We start from the raw sequence: 14,083 nt of genomic DNA on the forward strand, positions 1-14,083 counted from the left end.
TCATCGACATGACAGAACAGGGATTCTAGACTAAGCATGGGGCGGTTAGATGAGTTAAAAATTAGGTACTTTCAACTCTATCTATTTCGCCCCTCCTTATCCCGAACTCACGTTACTGTAAGCATTGCTCCCTTTGCATTCCACCATCCCAATTCACAATCCTAAATAATAATTTTCTGTCTTACCCGTCTAAGTGAAGCTTGTCAGAGGGCTATAAATGTACTGTGAACTGTAGGTTCTCTCAGACCTTATCCTTAGACCATCCTATGTTAACCCTGTATCAACTCTGCTTTTTGATTGGTGGCAGCTTTACACTTCTTTCTGCACTGGCGGGGTTTGATGGTGCAGACATTGATTCAGACTGGGAACTCGATCGGGAGTATGAGGTTGACCCCCATGCCGGAAATCTTTCGCAACAACGGGAACGAGGTGAACTAGAAACCCTTATTAGTCCTCGTCACAGACGAATGGGTTTACCCATCTTCAAACTACGGTTTTGGACATTTGGAAGCTGTTTTTTTGGACTAACCGGACTGTTGTTGTCGAGAATACAGCCTGCCCTGCCGCAGTTACTGGTGTTGGCTTTGGCGATCGCCATCGGCATCATTTGCGGTACGGCGATTGTTTGGGCGCTGCACTCATTACGCCAGCGAGAAGCCGACAGCCTGGTGAGATCCGGAGATTTGGCTGGGCTTTCAGGAATTGTCGAAATTCCCTTTGATTCCTCTAATAGAGGGAAAGTGCGGGTTAATGCAAAAGGAATGATGATTGATTTCACAGCCTCGACTCAAGAAGCGGTTACCTTTGCCAAAGGTGAACGGGTGGTGATTGTGGGAGTAGAAGGAAGTCGAATTTGGGTAGTCTCCGAAAAAGCCTTTAAAGCTGCAACCTGACTGCACTATACCCATTACAAGGAATTTAAACCCATGAGCAATGATCGTGCTGAGTTTCAGTCAGTGTCTACCCCCATCACGACGGCACAAATAGCCCAAATTGATCCTGTTTTTCCTGCAGATGCTTCAAATAATGGCATCAGAAATGAACTCGTAGGAAGCTTGCCGCTAGCAATTTCAGTATTGGTGGCGATCGCCATCTTTATCTGGATCTACAAACTCGTTTTATGTATCTGTAACCCTAACGAGATCCTGATTCTATCAGGCTTGAAACGGCGTACCACAGAAGGTGAAACGGTGGGTTATCGAGTAATTTTTGGCGGACGCACCGTTCGTATTCCTATCCTGGAAACTATCAAACGGATGGATTTGACTACGATGCCCGTTCCGGTAGAGGTGAAGAATGCTTACTCCAAAGGGGGAATTCCTCTGCGGATTCAGGCGATCGCCAATATCAAAATTTCTAGCGATCCAGCTGTTGTCGGTAATGCAATTGAACGCTTCCTCGATCGTGACTCTTCCGAAATTTCCCGTGTGGCGAGAGAGACGTTAGAAGGGAATTTGCGTGGTGTAGTTGCCACTCTCACCCCAGAAGAATTAAACGAAGATCGACTGGTGTTTGCCGAGCGCATCACCGACGATGTCAGCCGCGATTTATCCAAAATGGGTCTACACATTGATACATTAAAAATTCAAAGTGTCGCTGATGATATTGATTACCTCAACTCGATTGGTCGCAGCCAGATTGCTATTGTGTTGCGTGATGCGGAAATTGCCGAATCCAATGCTTTAACCGAAGCAGAACAGATCGAGGCAGACTGCAAGCGTCAGTCAGAGGTGGCAAAAACTCAGGCGCGTTCGATCATTCAGCAAAAAGAAAACGAGTTACGTAAAATCAAGGCAGAATTAGAGCAACAAGCAAAATCTGAAGAAGAACGTACTACTGCCGCAGCCCAGGAAGCCAGAGCTAGAGCTGAACAGGAGCTTCAAACAATCCGGGCTGAGTTGGAACGATTGCGTCTGGAAGCCGATCAGGTTTTGCCAGCCGAAGCCGAACGTCAGGCAAAGGAACTGCAAGCCCGAGGTGAAGCCTCTGTTCTCTCTGAAAACGCTCAGGCGGCGGCACAAGTGAACGACCTGTTTGCCGAAGTTTGGCAGGAAGCGGGAACCAATGCCTCAGAAGTATTCTTAACCCAGCAGATTGAGATGGTGCTGCAGGAGGCAGCAAAGATTCCAGGTCGGGTTCATCTCAAAAATGTGAATGTGATTGACAACGGAGATGGCAAGGCGATCGCCAGCCTGGTCAACGCTTATCCCGAAACTGTGCGTCAGTTCCTCGAGCGGGTTGATCAAACCCTGGGAATTGATGTAGTCGGCACACTCAGCCAGCAAAACGGGCACTATTCGCAAAACGGTCGGAATGGTCAGAACGGTCAGAAACAGGTACAGCTAGAGGGAGAAAACTAATCATGGAAGCCATTCTTGCACTACTGATTGCCCTTGGTGCTGGAACCGGGGCCGGAACGCTGATACTCCGCAACCTTTATTACATCTGTCAGCCTAGCGAAATCCTCATCTTTGCCGGAAGCCGTCGCACTCTTTCTAATGGGCGTAAGGTTGGCTATCGTCTGGTTAAAGGCGGCAGCAGCGTCCGGGTGCCCTTGCTAGAACGCGCCTTTCGGATGGATTTAACCAACCTGATTATTGACTTGCGGGTGATCAGTGCTTACTCCAAAGGTGGCATTCCCCTTACAGTAGAAGGCGTAGCAAACATCAAGATTGCCGGAGAAGAACCCACTATTCACAATGCGATCGAGCGTCTCTTGGGCAAGAGCCAAAAAGAGATTATGCAAATGGCAAAGGAAACGCTGGAAGGTAATCTGCGTGGCGTGCTAGCCAGTCTTACTCCAGAGCAGATTAATGAAGATAAGTCTGCCTTTGCTAGAAGTTTGCTCGAAGAGGCGGAAGATGATTTGGAGAAACTAGGACTGGTGTTAGATAACCTCCAGATTCAAAACATCTCCGACGATGTGCAATATCTCAACTCAATTGGACGTAAACAGCGAGCAGACTTGTTGCGTGATGCCCGAATTGCCGAGGCTCAGGCACAAGCTGAGTCTGCCATTCGCACGGCTGCAAACCAGCAAACTACGTCGTTAAAGCAAATTGAAACGAAGATTGAAATCGCCAAAGCAGAAGCCGACCAGCGGATTCAGGATGCCCTCACGAAACGTACAGCCGTTATCGCTGAGGCTGAAGGTGAAATTGCTGCAATCGTTGCCCGCACCCAGGCAAACGTAGCCGTGCAAACGGAACGTATCAAGCAGGTCGAGCAACAGCTTCAAGCAGATGTAGTAGCTCCGGCTGAGGCAGAGTGTAAGCGGGCGATCGCCCAGGCAAAAGGTAACGCCTCTCGCATCATTGAAGATGGTAAAGCTCAAGCACTGGGCACCAAGCGCCTGACTGAATCCTGGAAAGCTGCTGGACCCAATGCCCGTGAAATCTTCCTGTTCCAAAAACTAGAAGTATTGCTAAAAACCCTCACCTCTACGGTGCCTGATATAGACGTGCAAAATGTCAGCGTCATCGACACCACAAACGGTGGCACCGCTACTCAGGTCGCCTCATTTCTAGAACAACTGCGCCAGTCCTCAGGCATTGATGTAGCGGGCATGACTCGTCGTTTTGCCAATGATGTCTCTCCTAGCACTGCTGCAATCAGTTCCTCCCCCACTGTCACCGTTCCATCGGATAAAGTGGCTGCGGTCGTACCGCTCAATTCACTCACCGAAGATGCCTCACTCACTGCCCTGCGTAGTGATATCCAAAAACTGCTCGAAAAACTGGCGCAGTCTAACCCTACTCCTCAACAAGCCGAACAATCGGTAGAGCAAGCAATTCAACAATATCCAACGCTGAAACGACGACTACAAAAAGCAATGGATGTGGGAGGACGTGAAGCACTTAAGGCAGTCTTCGCTCATCCTTTTATCCAGATTCCCGCGAGTATGCTCGAAGCTTGGGTAGAGGAAAAGTAGAAGTTGAATATAGGTTGAAATGAGTGGGCGATCGCCTCCAAAGAAGCGATCGCTTTTTTGTGATTTGAACTATCAGTTCCCGAGGTCAACATAGCTGTAGCCATACAGATTAGGAAAAAGAAGGGAGGCAGGGTTGAACCCTGCCTCCCTTCTTTTTCCTAACTAATGTGACTATAAAGGCATTGAAATCTACGCAACTATAGCGATGTCAGCAGCAGTAATGGCAGTTTTATTGGATAGCGTTGCAATCCGAACTTGGCTTGCACCACCTACACCATCCATATCGAAGAAGAGACCACCCGTTCTCTGGTCATACAAGAAGCGATCGCCCTGATCCTGCGCGCTACTGCCTAGAACGAATTGAGAAGCAGACAAACTCCCGACTTGGAGATTCTGGCTAAATCCCCTTCTAGAAACCAGGATCGTATCGTCAACACTCCTGAAGTCAGCAATCACATCGATGCTGCCAGTTCTAACATTGTCAAAGATAAAGCTGTCTCTGCCTGCTCCACCTATGAGCCTGTCTTTACCTGCTCCACTCGTGAGGCGATCGCTGCCAAGTCCACCATTTAGGGTGTCGTTTCCACCCCCACCTAGCAGAATATCATTACCCGCATCGCTGGATAGGATGTCGTTTCCATTGTCTCCAAAGAGGCGATCTCTCCCAGCACCACCGGAGAGCCGATCTCTCCCAACTCCACCTCGCAGCAAATCGTCACCACCGTTGCCAAGCAGGCGATCGTTACCACCGTTGCCAACCAACGTATTTCTGACATTGTTGCCAGTAATAACATTGTTCAAGCTATTTCCGGTTCCGGCCGTTGCCCTTCCGCTCAGTGTGAGGCTCTCTAACCCTGACTGCAAAATCCGGTTGATGGACGCAGTAACGGTGTCGATGCCAGCACTATCAATAATTCTGTCACCTGCACCATTCACAAAATAGCGATCGTTGCCAGCTCCACCATTCAATACATCATTGCCAGTGCCGCCATCCAACACATCGTTGCCACCATTGCCAGTCAAGATGTCATTCCCCGCGCCACCTGTAATAGAGTCATTGCCAGATCCACCGATTAATGTATTTGCCAGATCATTACCCGTTAGAGTGACACGCCCTACAAACCCTCTGAGAGCAAAGTTCTGGAAGTTCTTGATTACAGTGCCTGCAAGTCCTGTTCCTATGACTAGGTTATTAACATCACTAGCAGTTGCAGATCTGAGCGTAATTGAGTCGGTTGCAGTGCCGCCGGTCAGCACAAAAGTGTTAGAACCAGAGCCACCATCAATGCTGTCCTGTTGTTTGAGGGTATCAAATACAGCAAGGACAGTATCGTCTCCCCCAGCCATGTCAAATTCATCCTTGACAGGTGTTGCAGTAGCAGTGTCACTACCATTAGTTCCGGTAAAGACATTAGTGTTGTTGTTGACCGGGTTCACGGTGACAGCGACGGTTCCAACAGATGTTCCGCCTTTTCCATCGTTTGCTGTGTAGGTAAAAGAATCTGCGCCCGAGAAACCAGCAGCAGGGGTGTAGGTAAAGGTGCCGTTGTTGTTGTTGACAACCGTACCGTTCGTTGCCTGAGTAAAGCTCGAAACAGTTAGGACATCTCCGTTCAGATCCGTGTCGTTGGTTAAGACATTAACCGTTGTCACCGCACTACCTGAAGTTGTCGTTGCGGCATCTGGAACAGCGACTGGAGGAGTATTAACCGGAGGAGTGACAACTGGAGTCACGGTAACAGCCACGGTTCCAACAGAGGTGCCGCCTTTCCCATCGTTTGCTGTGTAGGTAAAAGAATCTGCACCTGAGAAACCAGCAGCAGGGGTGTAGGTAAAGGTGCCATTGTTGTTATTGACAACCGTACCGTTCGTTGCCTGAGTAAAGCTCGAAACAGTTAGGACATCTCCGTTCAGATCCGTGTCGTTGGTTAAGACATTAACCGTTGTCACCGCACTACCTGAAGTTGTCGTTGCGGCATCTGGAACAGCGACTGGAGGAGTATTAACCGGAGGAGTGACAACTGGAGTCACGGTAACAGCCACGGTTCCAACAGAGGTGCCGCCTTTTCCATCGTTTGCTGTGTAGGTGAAAGAATCTGCACCTGAGAAGCCAGCAGCAGGGGTGTAGGTAAAGGTGCCGTTGTTGTTGTTGACAACGGTGCCGTTCGTTGCCTGAGTAAAGCTCGAAACAGTTAGAGCATCTCCGTTCAGATCCGTGTCGTTGGTTAAGACATTAACCGTTGTAACCGCATTGCCTGAAGTTGTCGTTGCAGCATCTGGAACAGCGACTGGAGGAGTATTAACCGGAGGAGTGACAACTGGAGTCACGGTAACAGCCACAGTTCCAACAGATGTTCCCCCCTTCCCATCGTTTGCTGTGTAGGTGAAAGAATCTGCACCTGAGAAGCCAGCAGCAGGGGTGTAGGTAAAGGTGCCGTTGTTGTTGTTGACAACAGTACCATTCGCGGCTTGAGTAAAGCTCGAAACAGTTAGGGCATCTCCGTTCAGGTCCGTGTCATTAGTTAGAACGTTTCCGGTCGTAACTGCACTACCTGAAGTTGTCGTTGCAGCATCTGGAACAGCGACTGGAGGAGTATTAACCGGAGGAGTGACAACTGGAGTCACGGTAACAGCCACAGTTCCAACAGATGTTCCCCCCTTCCCATCGTTTGCTGTGTAGGTGAAAGAATCTGCACCTGAGAAGCCAGCAGCAGGGGTGTAGGTAAAGGTGCCGTTGTTGTTGTTGACAACAGTACCATTCGCGGCTTGAGTAAAGCTCGAAACAGTTAGGGCATCTCCGTTCAAGTCAGTATCATTGGTTAAGACATTAACCGTTGTAACCGCATTACCTGCTGTCGTGGTTGCGGCATCTGGAACAGCAACTGGAGGAGTATTAACAGGAAGAGGAGAAGGGTTATTGGTGACATTAAGAGTGACTGATGCTGTAGCTTCAGGTAGAACAGATAAAGCAGTCTCATAGCCTGCAACTGTAAAGCTACGTGCATTAATAGGAGTTACAAAGGGAACCAGAGGCTGAGTGTTGTACTGTAAAGACTCCAAAGTTTGCTTAAAAGCACTAACAGAAGCAGTCCCAGCGAGTCCTGTAGCAGTTAGAGTCAGTGTCCCTGACACCGAGTTATAGCTAGCAGAAATTCCAGAAGCCGCCGTAACATTCAGGTTTTCACTAAATAGAAGAGGACCCAGTAGGCTATTAATATTGACTGTAACTCTGTTCAGTCGGTCGCTGGTGGAGGTGATGTTAACAGTGTTAGGCGGAAAGACGTTAACAGGAGTCCCGATTGCAACACTGCCCTGAGCGTTAACACCTGATGCATTTCCATTCAGATCGATTGAAACTGTCATAAATTTGTTTCCTTAGAGATGGTCGGACAATAGGATTGGGTGAGAGTTGTCAAATCAAAAGGTTTGGGGCAAAGAACTAAAATTTTTGATTTGGACGATTGGGGCTTTTGTAGGCAAGCAAAAGTAGCCTGATTAAACGGGATGTTGTTTGAACACCACCGCATCAAGGCGATCGCTTCTTAATTGAGTAGCCCAACAGTTGAAGTGCTACTTATGGGTAGAAAATTTGAGTGCGATTAAACTGACGTTGATAAGCAAGAGCTTCGAGACAAGGTCAAGGAAAATGTGATACTTACGGGCACTCGTTGAATATATTTGGACGTTGATACATACAGACTGGTCTATTAAAGGGGCATTCACTTAAGAAACACATGTTTTGAGGGCTTTTAGACACAAATTTGTTTTGCAAACTAAGAACTTCATGTGCCTTTCATGTAACCGCGACTATTGTTCCCAGGGAACATATAACACTAACGGCATTTATAAAATAAAAACCTAAAATGCAGAAGCTCAAATGGTGAAAGTACCACCACCCATATCCTTCAGCCAAAACCCAACGAAATCTGTAGAAGCTGTTAATTTAGAAGCGGATCTTTCAACTTCACTAATGCTCATAGAAACAAGGTCCCAGTCTTTGCAACCAGGACCATATCTATTAGCTCTTAAGCTCATCGTTGCGCTAGTGAAGCTATCAGCTTGCTTCAGGTAACTAGGACAGTCAACCTATTTCAATCGGCTTTCTTCAATCGGCTTTCACCCACATTTTTTTCATACCAATTCATCATTGGGGTGGCGCTAACTCCATGTAGCACGACAGAAATAATTATAGTTATGTAAGTAATCCAGCCAATGATTTCACCAGCTTGGTTTTCCAAACCTTCTCCGTAAGCATAGGAGAGGTAATAGAGCGAACCGACTCCTCGAATACCAAACCAACCAAAGAGTAAACGGGTTGTGGGATGAAAGCGATTACCTACTGTACACACCCATGCTCCCAAAGGACGAATCACAAAAATTAGCAGCCCCGCAACCAACAGTGCTGGACCAGCAAAGCGGAGAACTGGCTCAACTCGTATCAACGTTCCTAACAGCAGAATTGTGCCAATCTCCATCAGTCTCTCGACTCGCTCGGTAAATTCTAATTGAGAGACTTTTTTTTCTTTGTCAGGGTAGTCTCGTCGCACCATTATCCCTGCTACAAATACCGCCAAAAAGCCATATCCGTTAACCACTTCAGTGAGCGAGTAAGTTAACAGAATCGTACCAAGCGCAATAAAATCTTCCATTGACTCATCGATCGCCCCTCGCTTCTGAGACCGTTTGCTTAGCCACACAACTGCTTTGGTGACGATGACGCCCATGATGATGCCAGCGGCGATCGCCCAAATCAAATCAACCGCCACCCACTGCTTAAACCAGTTGTCTAAATTTTCATCCTTAATCCAGTGCAATCCAAAGTAGACAAACGGAAACGCCAGCGCATCATTTAATCCTCCTTCTGAAGTCAAGCCAAAACGGAGTTCATCCTGATCTTCCGTGTGGGCAAGCTGCACCTCCGAAGCTAATACCGGATCGGTCGGAGCCAAAATTGCACCCATCAGCACCGCTGCTCCCCAACCCAGCCCCAGTAGCCAGTGCCCTATTGCTGCCACCGCAAAAATTGATAGCGGCATCAGCAACCCAATCAGCCGCACTGTAGAATTCCAGGAAAACGCGTTTAGCGGGCGATTCATCTTCAGCCCACAGCTAAACAGCGAAACGATCACTACAAATTCTGCTAGCCGCTCTAAAAATTCTGCCTCTGGGCGCAAGTCGATCAAGCTAAATCCATAGGGCCCCAGCAAGATCCCCACAACCAAATAAATTAACGCAAAGGAAAGCGGTAATCGGGAAATCCAGCCCGACCCTAAAGTCACTGCTAAGAGCAAAAGACCAATTACCAATAAATCCAGAATATAAGTACTCACACCAATGCTTTCCATTGCTTTCAATTCAGAACCCTGTTTGAGCTTAATTGGCAAAACGACGAGTTCAATCGGCTGAAAGAAGGAAAGGAGGGCGCATGAGGGATGAGAATCAAGGGTGGGGCTCAAGGGAGGTAGGGGTAAGAGGTATTTCCTACCCCCGTCCCCTCTGTTCCATCCAAAATTCCATAATGGGAACTGCTGCGATAAAGTTGTAATCAGGTTAAGAGTTTGAGTAGATTGAAGCCATTATGTTTGATGCCCTTTCCGAGCGTTTGGAAGTAGCCTGGAAAAAACTCCGGGGACAGGACAAGATCTCTGAATCGAATATTCAAGACGCGCTCCGGGAAGTTCGTCGGGCTTTACTGGAGGCAGACGTCAACCTTCAGGTCATTAAAGATTTTATTGCTGAAGTTCAAGAAAAGGCGCAGGGCGCAGAAGTCGTCGCGGGAGTACGCCCTGACCAGCAGTTCATCAAAATTGTCTACGACGAACTGCTGGTGCTAATGGGCGAAACCAACGTGCCCTTGGCTGAGGCAGATACAGCACCCACGATTGTGCTGATGGCGGGTCTCCAGGGAACGGGTAAAACCACTGCTTCGGCAAAGCTGGCATTGCACCTGCGGAAACAAAATCGCAGCACAATGCTCGTCGCAACGGACGTATATCGTCCTGCTGCGATCGATCAGCTCATCACGCTAGGCAAGCAAATCGATGTGCCTGTGTTTGAACTGGGCAGCGATGCCAACCCGGTTGAGATTGCCCGCCAGGGAGTCGAGAAGGCTAAAGCAGACGGCATTGACACCGTGATCATTGACACGGCAGGTCGCTTGCAGATTGACCAGTCGATGATGGCTGAGCTAGCCCAAATCAAAGACACCGTGAAGCCTAACGAGGTTTTGCTGGTAGTAGATGCGATGACGGGTCAAGAAGCGGCTAACCTGACCCGCACATTTCACGACCAGATTGGCATTACTGGAGCAATTCTGACGAAGCTGGATGGTGACACCAGAGGTGGTGCAGCTCTCTCTGTGAGACAGATTTCAGGACAGCCAATCAAGTTTGTCGGCGTGGGTGAAAAGGTAGAAGCGCTACAGCCTTTCTACCCCGATCGCATGGCTTCCCGAATTTTGGGAATGGGCGATGTCCTGACGCTAGTGGAAAAGGCGCAGGAAGAGGTTGACCTGGTAGAAGCCGAGAAAATGCAGGAGAAAATCCTCTCGGCTAAGTTTGACTTCACTGACTTTTTAAAGCAGACCCGCCTGCTGAAGAATATGGGTTCCCTTGGCGGGATCATGAAGATGCTGCCCGGTATGGGCAAGCTGTCGAGCGAACAGCTTGAGCAGGGCGAGGTGCAGCTCAAACGGGCAGAAGCGATGATCAACTCCATGACGCTGGAGGAACGCCGCAACCCAGATTTGCTCTCTAGTTCTCCCAGCCGCCGCCGCCGCATTGCTAAAGGATCGGGCTATGGGCTAGATGATGTGAGTAAGCTGGTGAGCGATTTCCAGAAGATGCGATCGCTGATGCAGCAAATGGGTAGAGGACAGTTTCCTGGCATGGGAATGCCCGGAATGGGCGGCGGCATGTTTGGCGAACCTGCAATGGGTGGCGGTGGACCCAAGCCTGGCTGGCGCGGCTATCCTGGTGGCGGCGCACCCCCCAAGAAAAAGAAGAAGGAGAAAAAGAAGAAGGGATTTGGAAGCTTGTAGGCAGTTATGATTCTAAGTAACAGTGCTAGAATTGTAGGCTGTTGCCCTGCACTTGCGGGGGATTTGGCAGCAGTTAAGATATTAGACTTGCAATTGGAGTAACATTTTCAGGCATGATCAAGTTGCGATTGAAGCGATACGGCAAAAAGCGCGAGGTGAGCTACCGGATTGTAGCAATGCACAGCAGCACCCGTCGGGATGGTCGCCCTCTGGAAGAACTAGGGTTTTACAACCCTAGAACCGATGAGATTCGGCTGGAAGTTCCAGCGATTGTCAAGCGCCTGCAAGAAGGAGCGCAGCCAACTGAGACCGTGCGCCGTATTTTAGAAAAAGCAAACGTATTTGAACAGGTCAAAGCCTGATTAGCCTGTGACTGATCCAGTCGTTGCTAACTCTGCTCAGAAAACCGCTAGCCCTGACTTTGCTGGGCTAGTTAAGTTTTTAGTGGAACCTTTCCTGGAATCTCCTCAATCTCTCAGTGTAGATTGTGAGGTTTCTCCACGCATAGGACGTGTTCTAGTTCGGCTGGCATTTGAGGGAGAAGATAAGGGGCGGGTGTTTGGTCGAGGCGGACGAAATATTCAGGCAATTCGAACCGTTTTACAGGCGGTGGCTCAGACGGTCGGCTATTCGGCTCATCTAGATGTTTACGGCAGCCATTCTAATAGCCGTGAAGGAGATACAGACGACAAGCCGTCACCGCCCAAATCTCAGCCTCGCCGCCCTCCCAGACCCCGTTCGTAACGCTCAATTTTGAATGGGAAAATCACTTGTTATTGAACTGCCTAGCTCTGAAAGCGCGATCGCCTTGGCTGGGGCTCACGAAGAGAATCTCAAGCAATTAGCCCGACAAACAGGGGCTACGGTTGTTTTGAGAGGTCAAGAGCTGCTGATTTCGGGCACTGATACTCAGGTTGAGTTGGGTGAGCGGTTAGTGCGATCGCTTGAACCCTATTGGAGCATCGGCAAAACGATCACTGGGGTAGACATTCTCACCGCCCGTCATGCTTTAGATACTCAACGGCAAGAAGACCTGCAAGATCTTCAGCGCGACGTGCTGGCTCGCACTCGACGCGGCGAAGAAATTCGGGCAAAAACCTTTCGGCAGCGGCAGTATGTTCAGGCAATTCGCAAGCACGACCTGACTTTTTGCATTGGTCCCGCTGGTACGGGAAAAACTTTTCTAGCTGCGATTATTGCAGTTCAAGCACTTCTATCGAACGAATATGAGCGGCTGATTTTGACTCGCCCTGCGGTTGAAGCCGGGGAAAAATTGGGCTTTTTGCCGGGAGACTTGCAGCAAAAGGTGAATCCTTACCTGCGGCCGCTTTACGATGCGCTGCATGAGATGCTTGATCCCGAAAAAATTCCTAATTTGATGGAGCGAGGTGTCATTGAGGTTGCTCCTCTGGCTTACATGCGTGGACGAACGCTGAACAACGCGTTTGTGATTTTGGATGAGGCGCAAAATACTACGCCTGCCCAGATGAAGATGGTGTTGACCCGCTTAGGGTTTCGCTCGCGCATGGTCGTGACAGGCGACGTTACGCAAACTGACCTGCCAAGCAATCAGCAGTCTGGACTAGCGATCGCCCAAAAGATTTTACAAAATGTCGACGGCATTGCTTTCTGCCAACTGTCAAAAGCAGATGTGGTACGCAACCCTCTGGTGCAGCGCATTGTTGCAGCCTACGAGCAGTACGAGACTTAAAATATTCTTATAGCACCCGATGGTGATGAGAAAGCAGCCATGAGAAGACAGCCATGAAAAAAGCTTCTGTACGGTGGCGAATGGTCTGGTTTGTCGGGTTATTTCTGCTGTGGCTACTGTGCAGCGGTTCTGTTTTGGCTGGCACATTATCTGATCGTCTGGCTCAATTTCCAGACTGGCAAACTAAGCCGTCGGTGCAGGCTGCGACGGGCGATCTGGTTTACCCAGACTGGTTAGCAGGTGAGTGGACGGTGACAACGACGCTGCTAGATATGACAGCCCCGCTCGCGCCAGAAATTACCACGCCTGGATTTGAGAGCAACGAGCAATATCTTAACCAGCCCTTTACCTTTCGGGTGCGATTTGTGGAGCAGCAGCCTCGACTGAATGGCATCTTTTCTTCGCTAAAACAGCTGGTAAGGGGACAAAAGCAGGTTGTGGCAGATCGAGCGTTCAACGGACAAAATTTAGCGGAGGCGTATCTGGGCGATCGCACCGTTCTCTCTGTCAGAGTCGATCCGAACAATCCTAATCGGCAGATTACCTTGTTGCAGGGCGATCGCCAACTGGTTTCTACCGTTACCGGACGCGCTACAGAGAATCCCGATCCCGACCAGTTCATCACCACAGAAATCTTTCAGCAGATGTTTCGGGGAGCACCCCAGCTTTACTTCAACGAAGTTGAGACTACCACTGCTTATCAGCGCCATGACACAGAACCCGCCATTTCTGCTGATCAGGTGACGGCTATCTACCTTTCGCCTCAAGACCCAGACTATTTTAAGGTTGGGGATATCCCCGTTGCGCTCTACCGCTATCGGCTTGAATTTTCCCCAGTTGTCTCGGCAGATTTAAACGCAGGGGAATTGAACAATGGAAACGCGCTTTTTCCAATTTGAAGCAGACTTTGTGAATTCGCTGCGCTGCATTCCGATGCAGGTTAGGCTTAAACTCGACACCTGTGGCATTAAGTTGAAGCTTCCCCAGTGGCATCGGTTTAGCGCTGAAGAACGACAGACCCTAGTTGATTTGCCCTGTGAAACTGAGACTGAAGTGCGAGCTTATCAGCAACTGCTGCAACGCTTGATCTCCGAAAGAACTGGTGAAAGAGCGACTGAATTGGCGATCGATCCCCACCCTGCCTGGAGGAATGCTGAAACTGTAGCTGATAGCGTTCAGGACAAAGCCACAGAAATTGGCGTAACCATTACTCCTGCTCAATGGGCAAACCTCTCCCCAGAACAGCGTTTTGCCCTGATTAAGCTGAGCCGTTCTAATCACGAAAACGCCAACTTTTTACCTGCACTTCACGAATTTCAGATCATCTAGGTTAAAGATCAGGTTCTAGAGGATCAGGGATGTATCCCTGATCCTCCAGTGGGAAAGGAGTAGGTTGAAAAAT

The 14,083-nt window shown here is 49.1% G+C and carries 11 protein-coding genes; 9 read left to right on the forward strand and 2 right to left on the reverse strand.

Annotation, left to right across the window (positions count from 1 at the left end; all coding sequences use genetic code 11):
- The first annotated feature begins 266 nt into the window (after positions 1-266).
- From H6F88_RS25735 to H6F88_RS25745, 3 genes are read left to right on the forward strand one after another with little or no spacing between them, the layout of a single operon-like run.
- Positions 267-893, forward strand: coding sequence for an NfeD family protein (locus H6F88_RS25735; protein WP_190645673.1), 627 nt, complete (start codon positions 267-269; stop codon positions 891-893).
- Positions 894-926: 33 nt separating this feature from the next.
- Positions 927-2,360: an SPFH domain-containing protein gene (locus tag H6F88_RS25740; protein WP_190645674.1), complete on the forward strand. Its 1,434-nt coding sequence runs from the start codon at positions 927-929 to the stop codon at positions 2,358-2,360.
- Positions 2,361-2,362: 2 nt separating this feature from the next.
- On the forward strand, positions 2,363-3,931 hold the full coding sequence (locus H6F88_RS25745) for an SPFH domain-containing protein (protein ID WP_190645675.1): 1,569 nt from the start codon (positions 2,363-2,365) through the stop codon (positions 3,929-3,931).
- Positions 3,932-4,120: 189 nt separating this feature from the next.
- Here H6F88_RS25745 and H6F88_RS25750 read toward each other — a convergent pair whose 3' ends face one another.
- Positions 4,121-7,294 (reverse strand): Ig-like domain-containing protein, encoded by a 3,174-nt coding sequence (locus H6F88_RS25750; protein ID WP_190645676.1) that lies wholly within the window; start codon positions 7,292-7,294, stop codon positions 4,121-4,123.
- 728 nt (positions 7,295-8,022) lie between these two features.
- Entirely contained in the window at positions 8,023-9,276 is a 1,254-nt protein-coding gene (locus tag H6F88_RS25755; RefSeq protein WP_190645861.1) for a sodium:proton antiporter, read from the reverse strand.
- Between the two features lie 233 nt (positions 9,277-9,509).
- Here H6F88_RS25755 and ffh point away from each other — a divergent pair, with 233 nt between their 5' ends.
- The 6 genes from ffh to H6F88_RS25785 all read left to right on the forward strand — a co-directional run bounded on the left by ffh (position 9,510) and on the right by H6F88_RS25785 (position 14,010).
- Complete coding sequence (gene ffh, locus H6F88_RS25760) at positions 9,510-10,970, forward strand: signal recognition particle protein (RefSeq protein WP_190645677.1); 1,461 nt, start codon at positions 9,510-9,512, stop codon at positions 10,968-10,970.
- A gap of 113 nt (positions 10,971-11,083) precedes the next feature.
- Entirely contained in the window at positions 11,084-11,332 is a 249-nt protein-coding gene (gene rpsP / locus H6F88_RS25765) for a 30S ribosomal protein S16 (RefSeq protein ID WP_190645678.1), read from the forward strand.
- Between the two features lie 7 nt (positions 11,333-11,339).
- Positions 11,340-11,714 (forward strand): KH domain-containing protein, encoded by a 375-nt coding sequence (locus tag H6F88_RS25770; protein ID WP_190645679.1) that lies wholly within the window; start codon positions 11,340-11,342, stop codon positions 11,712-11,714.
- A 13-nt stretch (positions 11,715-11,727) separates the two neighbouring features.
- Positions 11,728-12,681 (forward strand): PhoH family protein, encoded by a 954-nt coding sequence (locus tag H6F88_RS25775; RefSeq protein ID WP_190645680.1) that lies wholly within the window; start codon positions 11,728-11,730, stop codon positions 12,679-12,681.
- A gap of 53 nt (positions 12,682-12,734) precedes the next feature.
- Positions 12,735-13,580 (forward strand): DUF6816 family protein, encoded by an 846-nt coding sequence (locus H6F88_RS25780; protein ID WP_199313640.1) that lies wholly within the window; start codon positions 12,735-12,737, stop codon positions 13,578-13,580.
- A complete protein-coding gene (locus tag H6F88_RS25785) occupies positions 13,555-14,010 on the forward strand; it encodes a nitrate reductase associated protein (RefSeq protein WP_190645681.1) in 456 nt (151 codons plus the stop codon). Before H6F88_RS25780 ends, H6F88_RS25785 begins: the two co-directional genes overlap by 26 nt.
- Positions 14,011-14,083: the final 73 nt, after the last annotated feature.

Origin of the sequence: Oculatella sp. FACHB-28 (genome assembly GCF_014696015.1) — a bacterium.
Taxonomy (GTDB): domain Bacteria; phylum Cyanobacteriota; class Cyanobacteriia; order Elainellales; family Elainellaceae; genus JAAUTN01.

What these genes read in the sequence shown, in the direction of transcription:
- H6F88_RS25780 (WP_199313640.1), top strand. Translation starts at nt 12,735, where the DNA reads ATGAAAAAAGCTTCTGTACGGTGGCGAATGGTCTGGTTTGTCGGGTTA.
- H6F88_RS25785 (WP_190645681.1), top strand. Translation starts at nt 13,555, where the DNA reads ATGGAAACGCGCTTTTTCCAATTTGAAGCAGACTTTGTGAATTCGCTG.
- H6F88_RS25745 (WP_190645675.1), top strand. Translation starts at nt 2,363, where the DNA reads ATGGAAGCCATTCTTGCACTACTGATTGCCCTTGGTGCTGGAACCGGG.
- H6F88_RS25750 (WP_190645676.1), bottom strand. Translation starts at nt 7,294, where the DNA reads ATGACAGTTTCAATCGATCTGAATGGAAATGCATCAGGTGTTAACGCT.
- H6F88_RS25755 (WP_190645861.1), bottom strand. Translation starts at nt 9,276, where the DNA reads ATGGAAAGCATTGGTGTGAGTACTTATATTCTGGATTTATTGGTAATT.
- ffh (WP_190645677.1), top strand. Translation starts at nt 9,510, where the DNA reads ATGTTTGATGCCCTTTCCGAGCGTTTGGAAGTAGCCTGGAAAAAACTC.
- H6F88_RS25740 (WP_190645674.1), top strand. Translation starts at nt 927, where the DNA reads ATGAGCAATGATCGTGCTGAGTTTCAGTCAGTGTCTACCCCCATCACG.
- H6F88_RS25735 (WP_190645673.1), top strand. Translation starts at nt 267, where the DNA reads ATGTTAACCCTGTATCAACTCTGCTTTTTGATTGGTGGCAGCTTTACA.
- rpsP (WP_190645678.1), top strand. Translation starts at nt 11,084, where the DNA reads ATGATCAAGTTGCGATTGAAGCGATACGGCAAAAAGCGCGAGGTGAGC.
- H6F88_RS25775 (WP_190645680.1), top strand. Translation starts at nt 11,728, where the DNA reads ATGGGAAAATCACTTGTTATTGAACTGCCTAGCTCTGAAAGCGCGATC.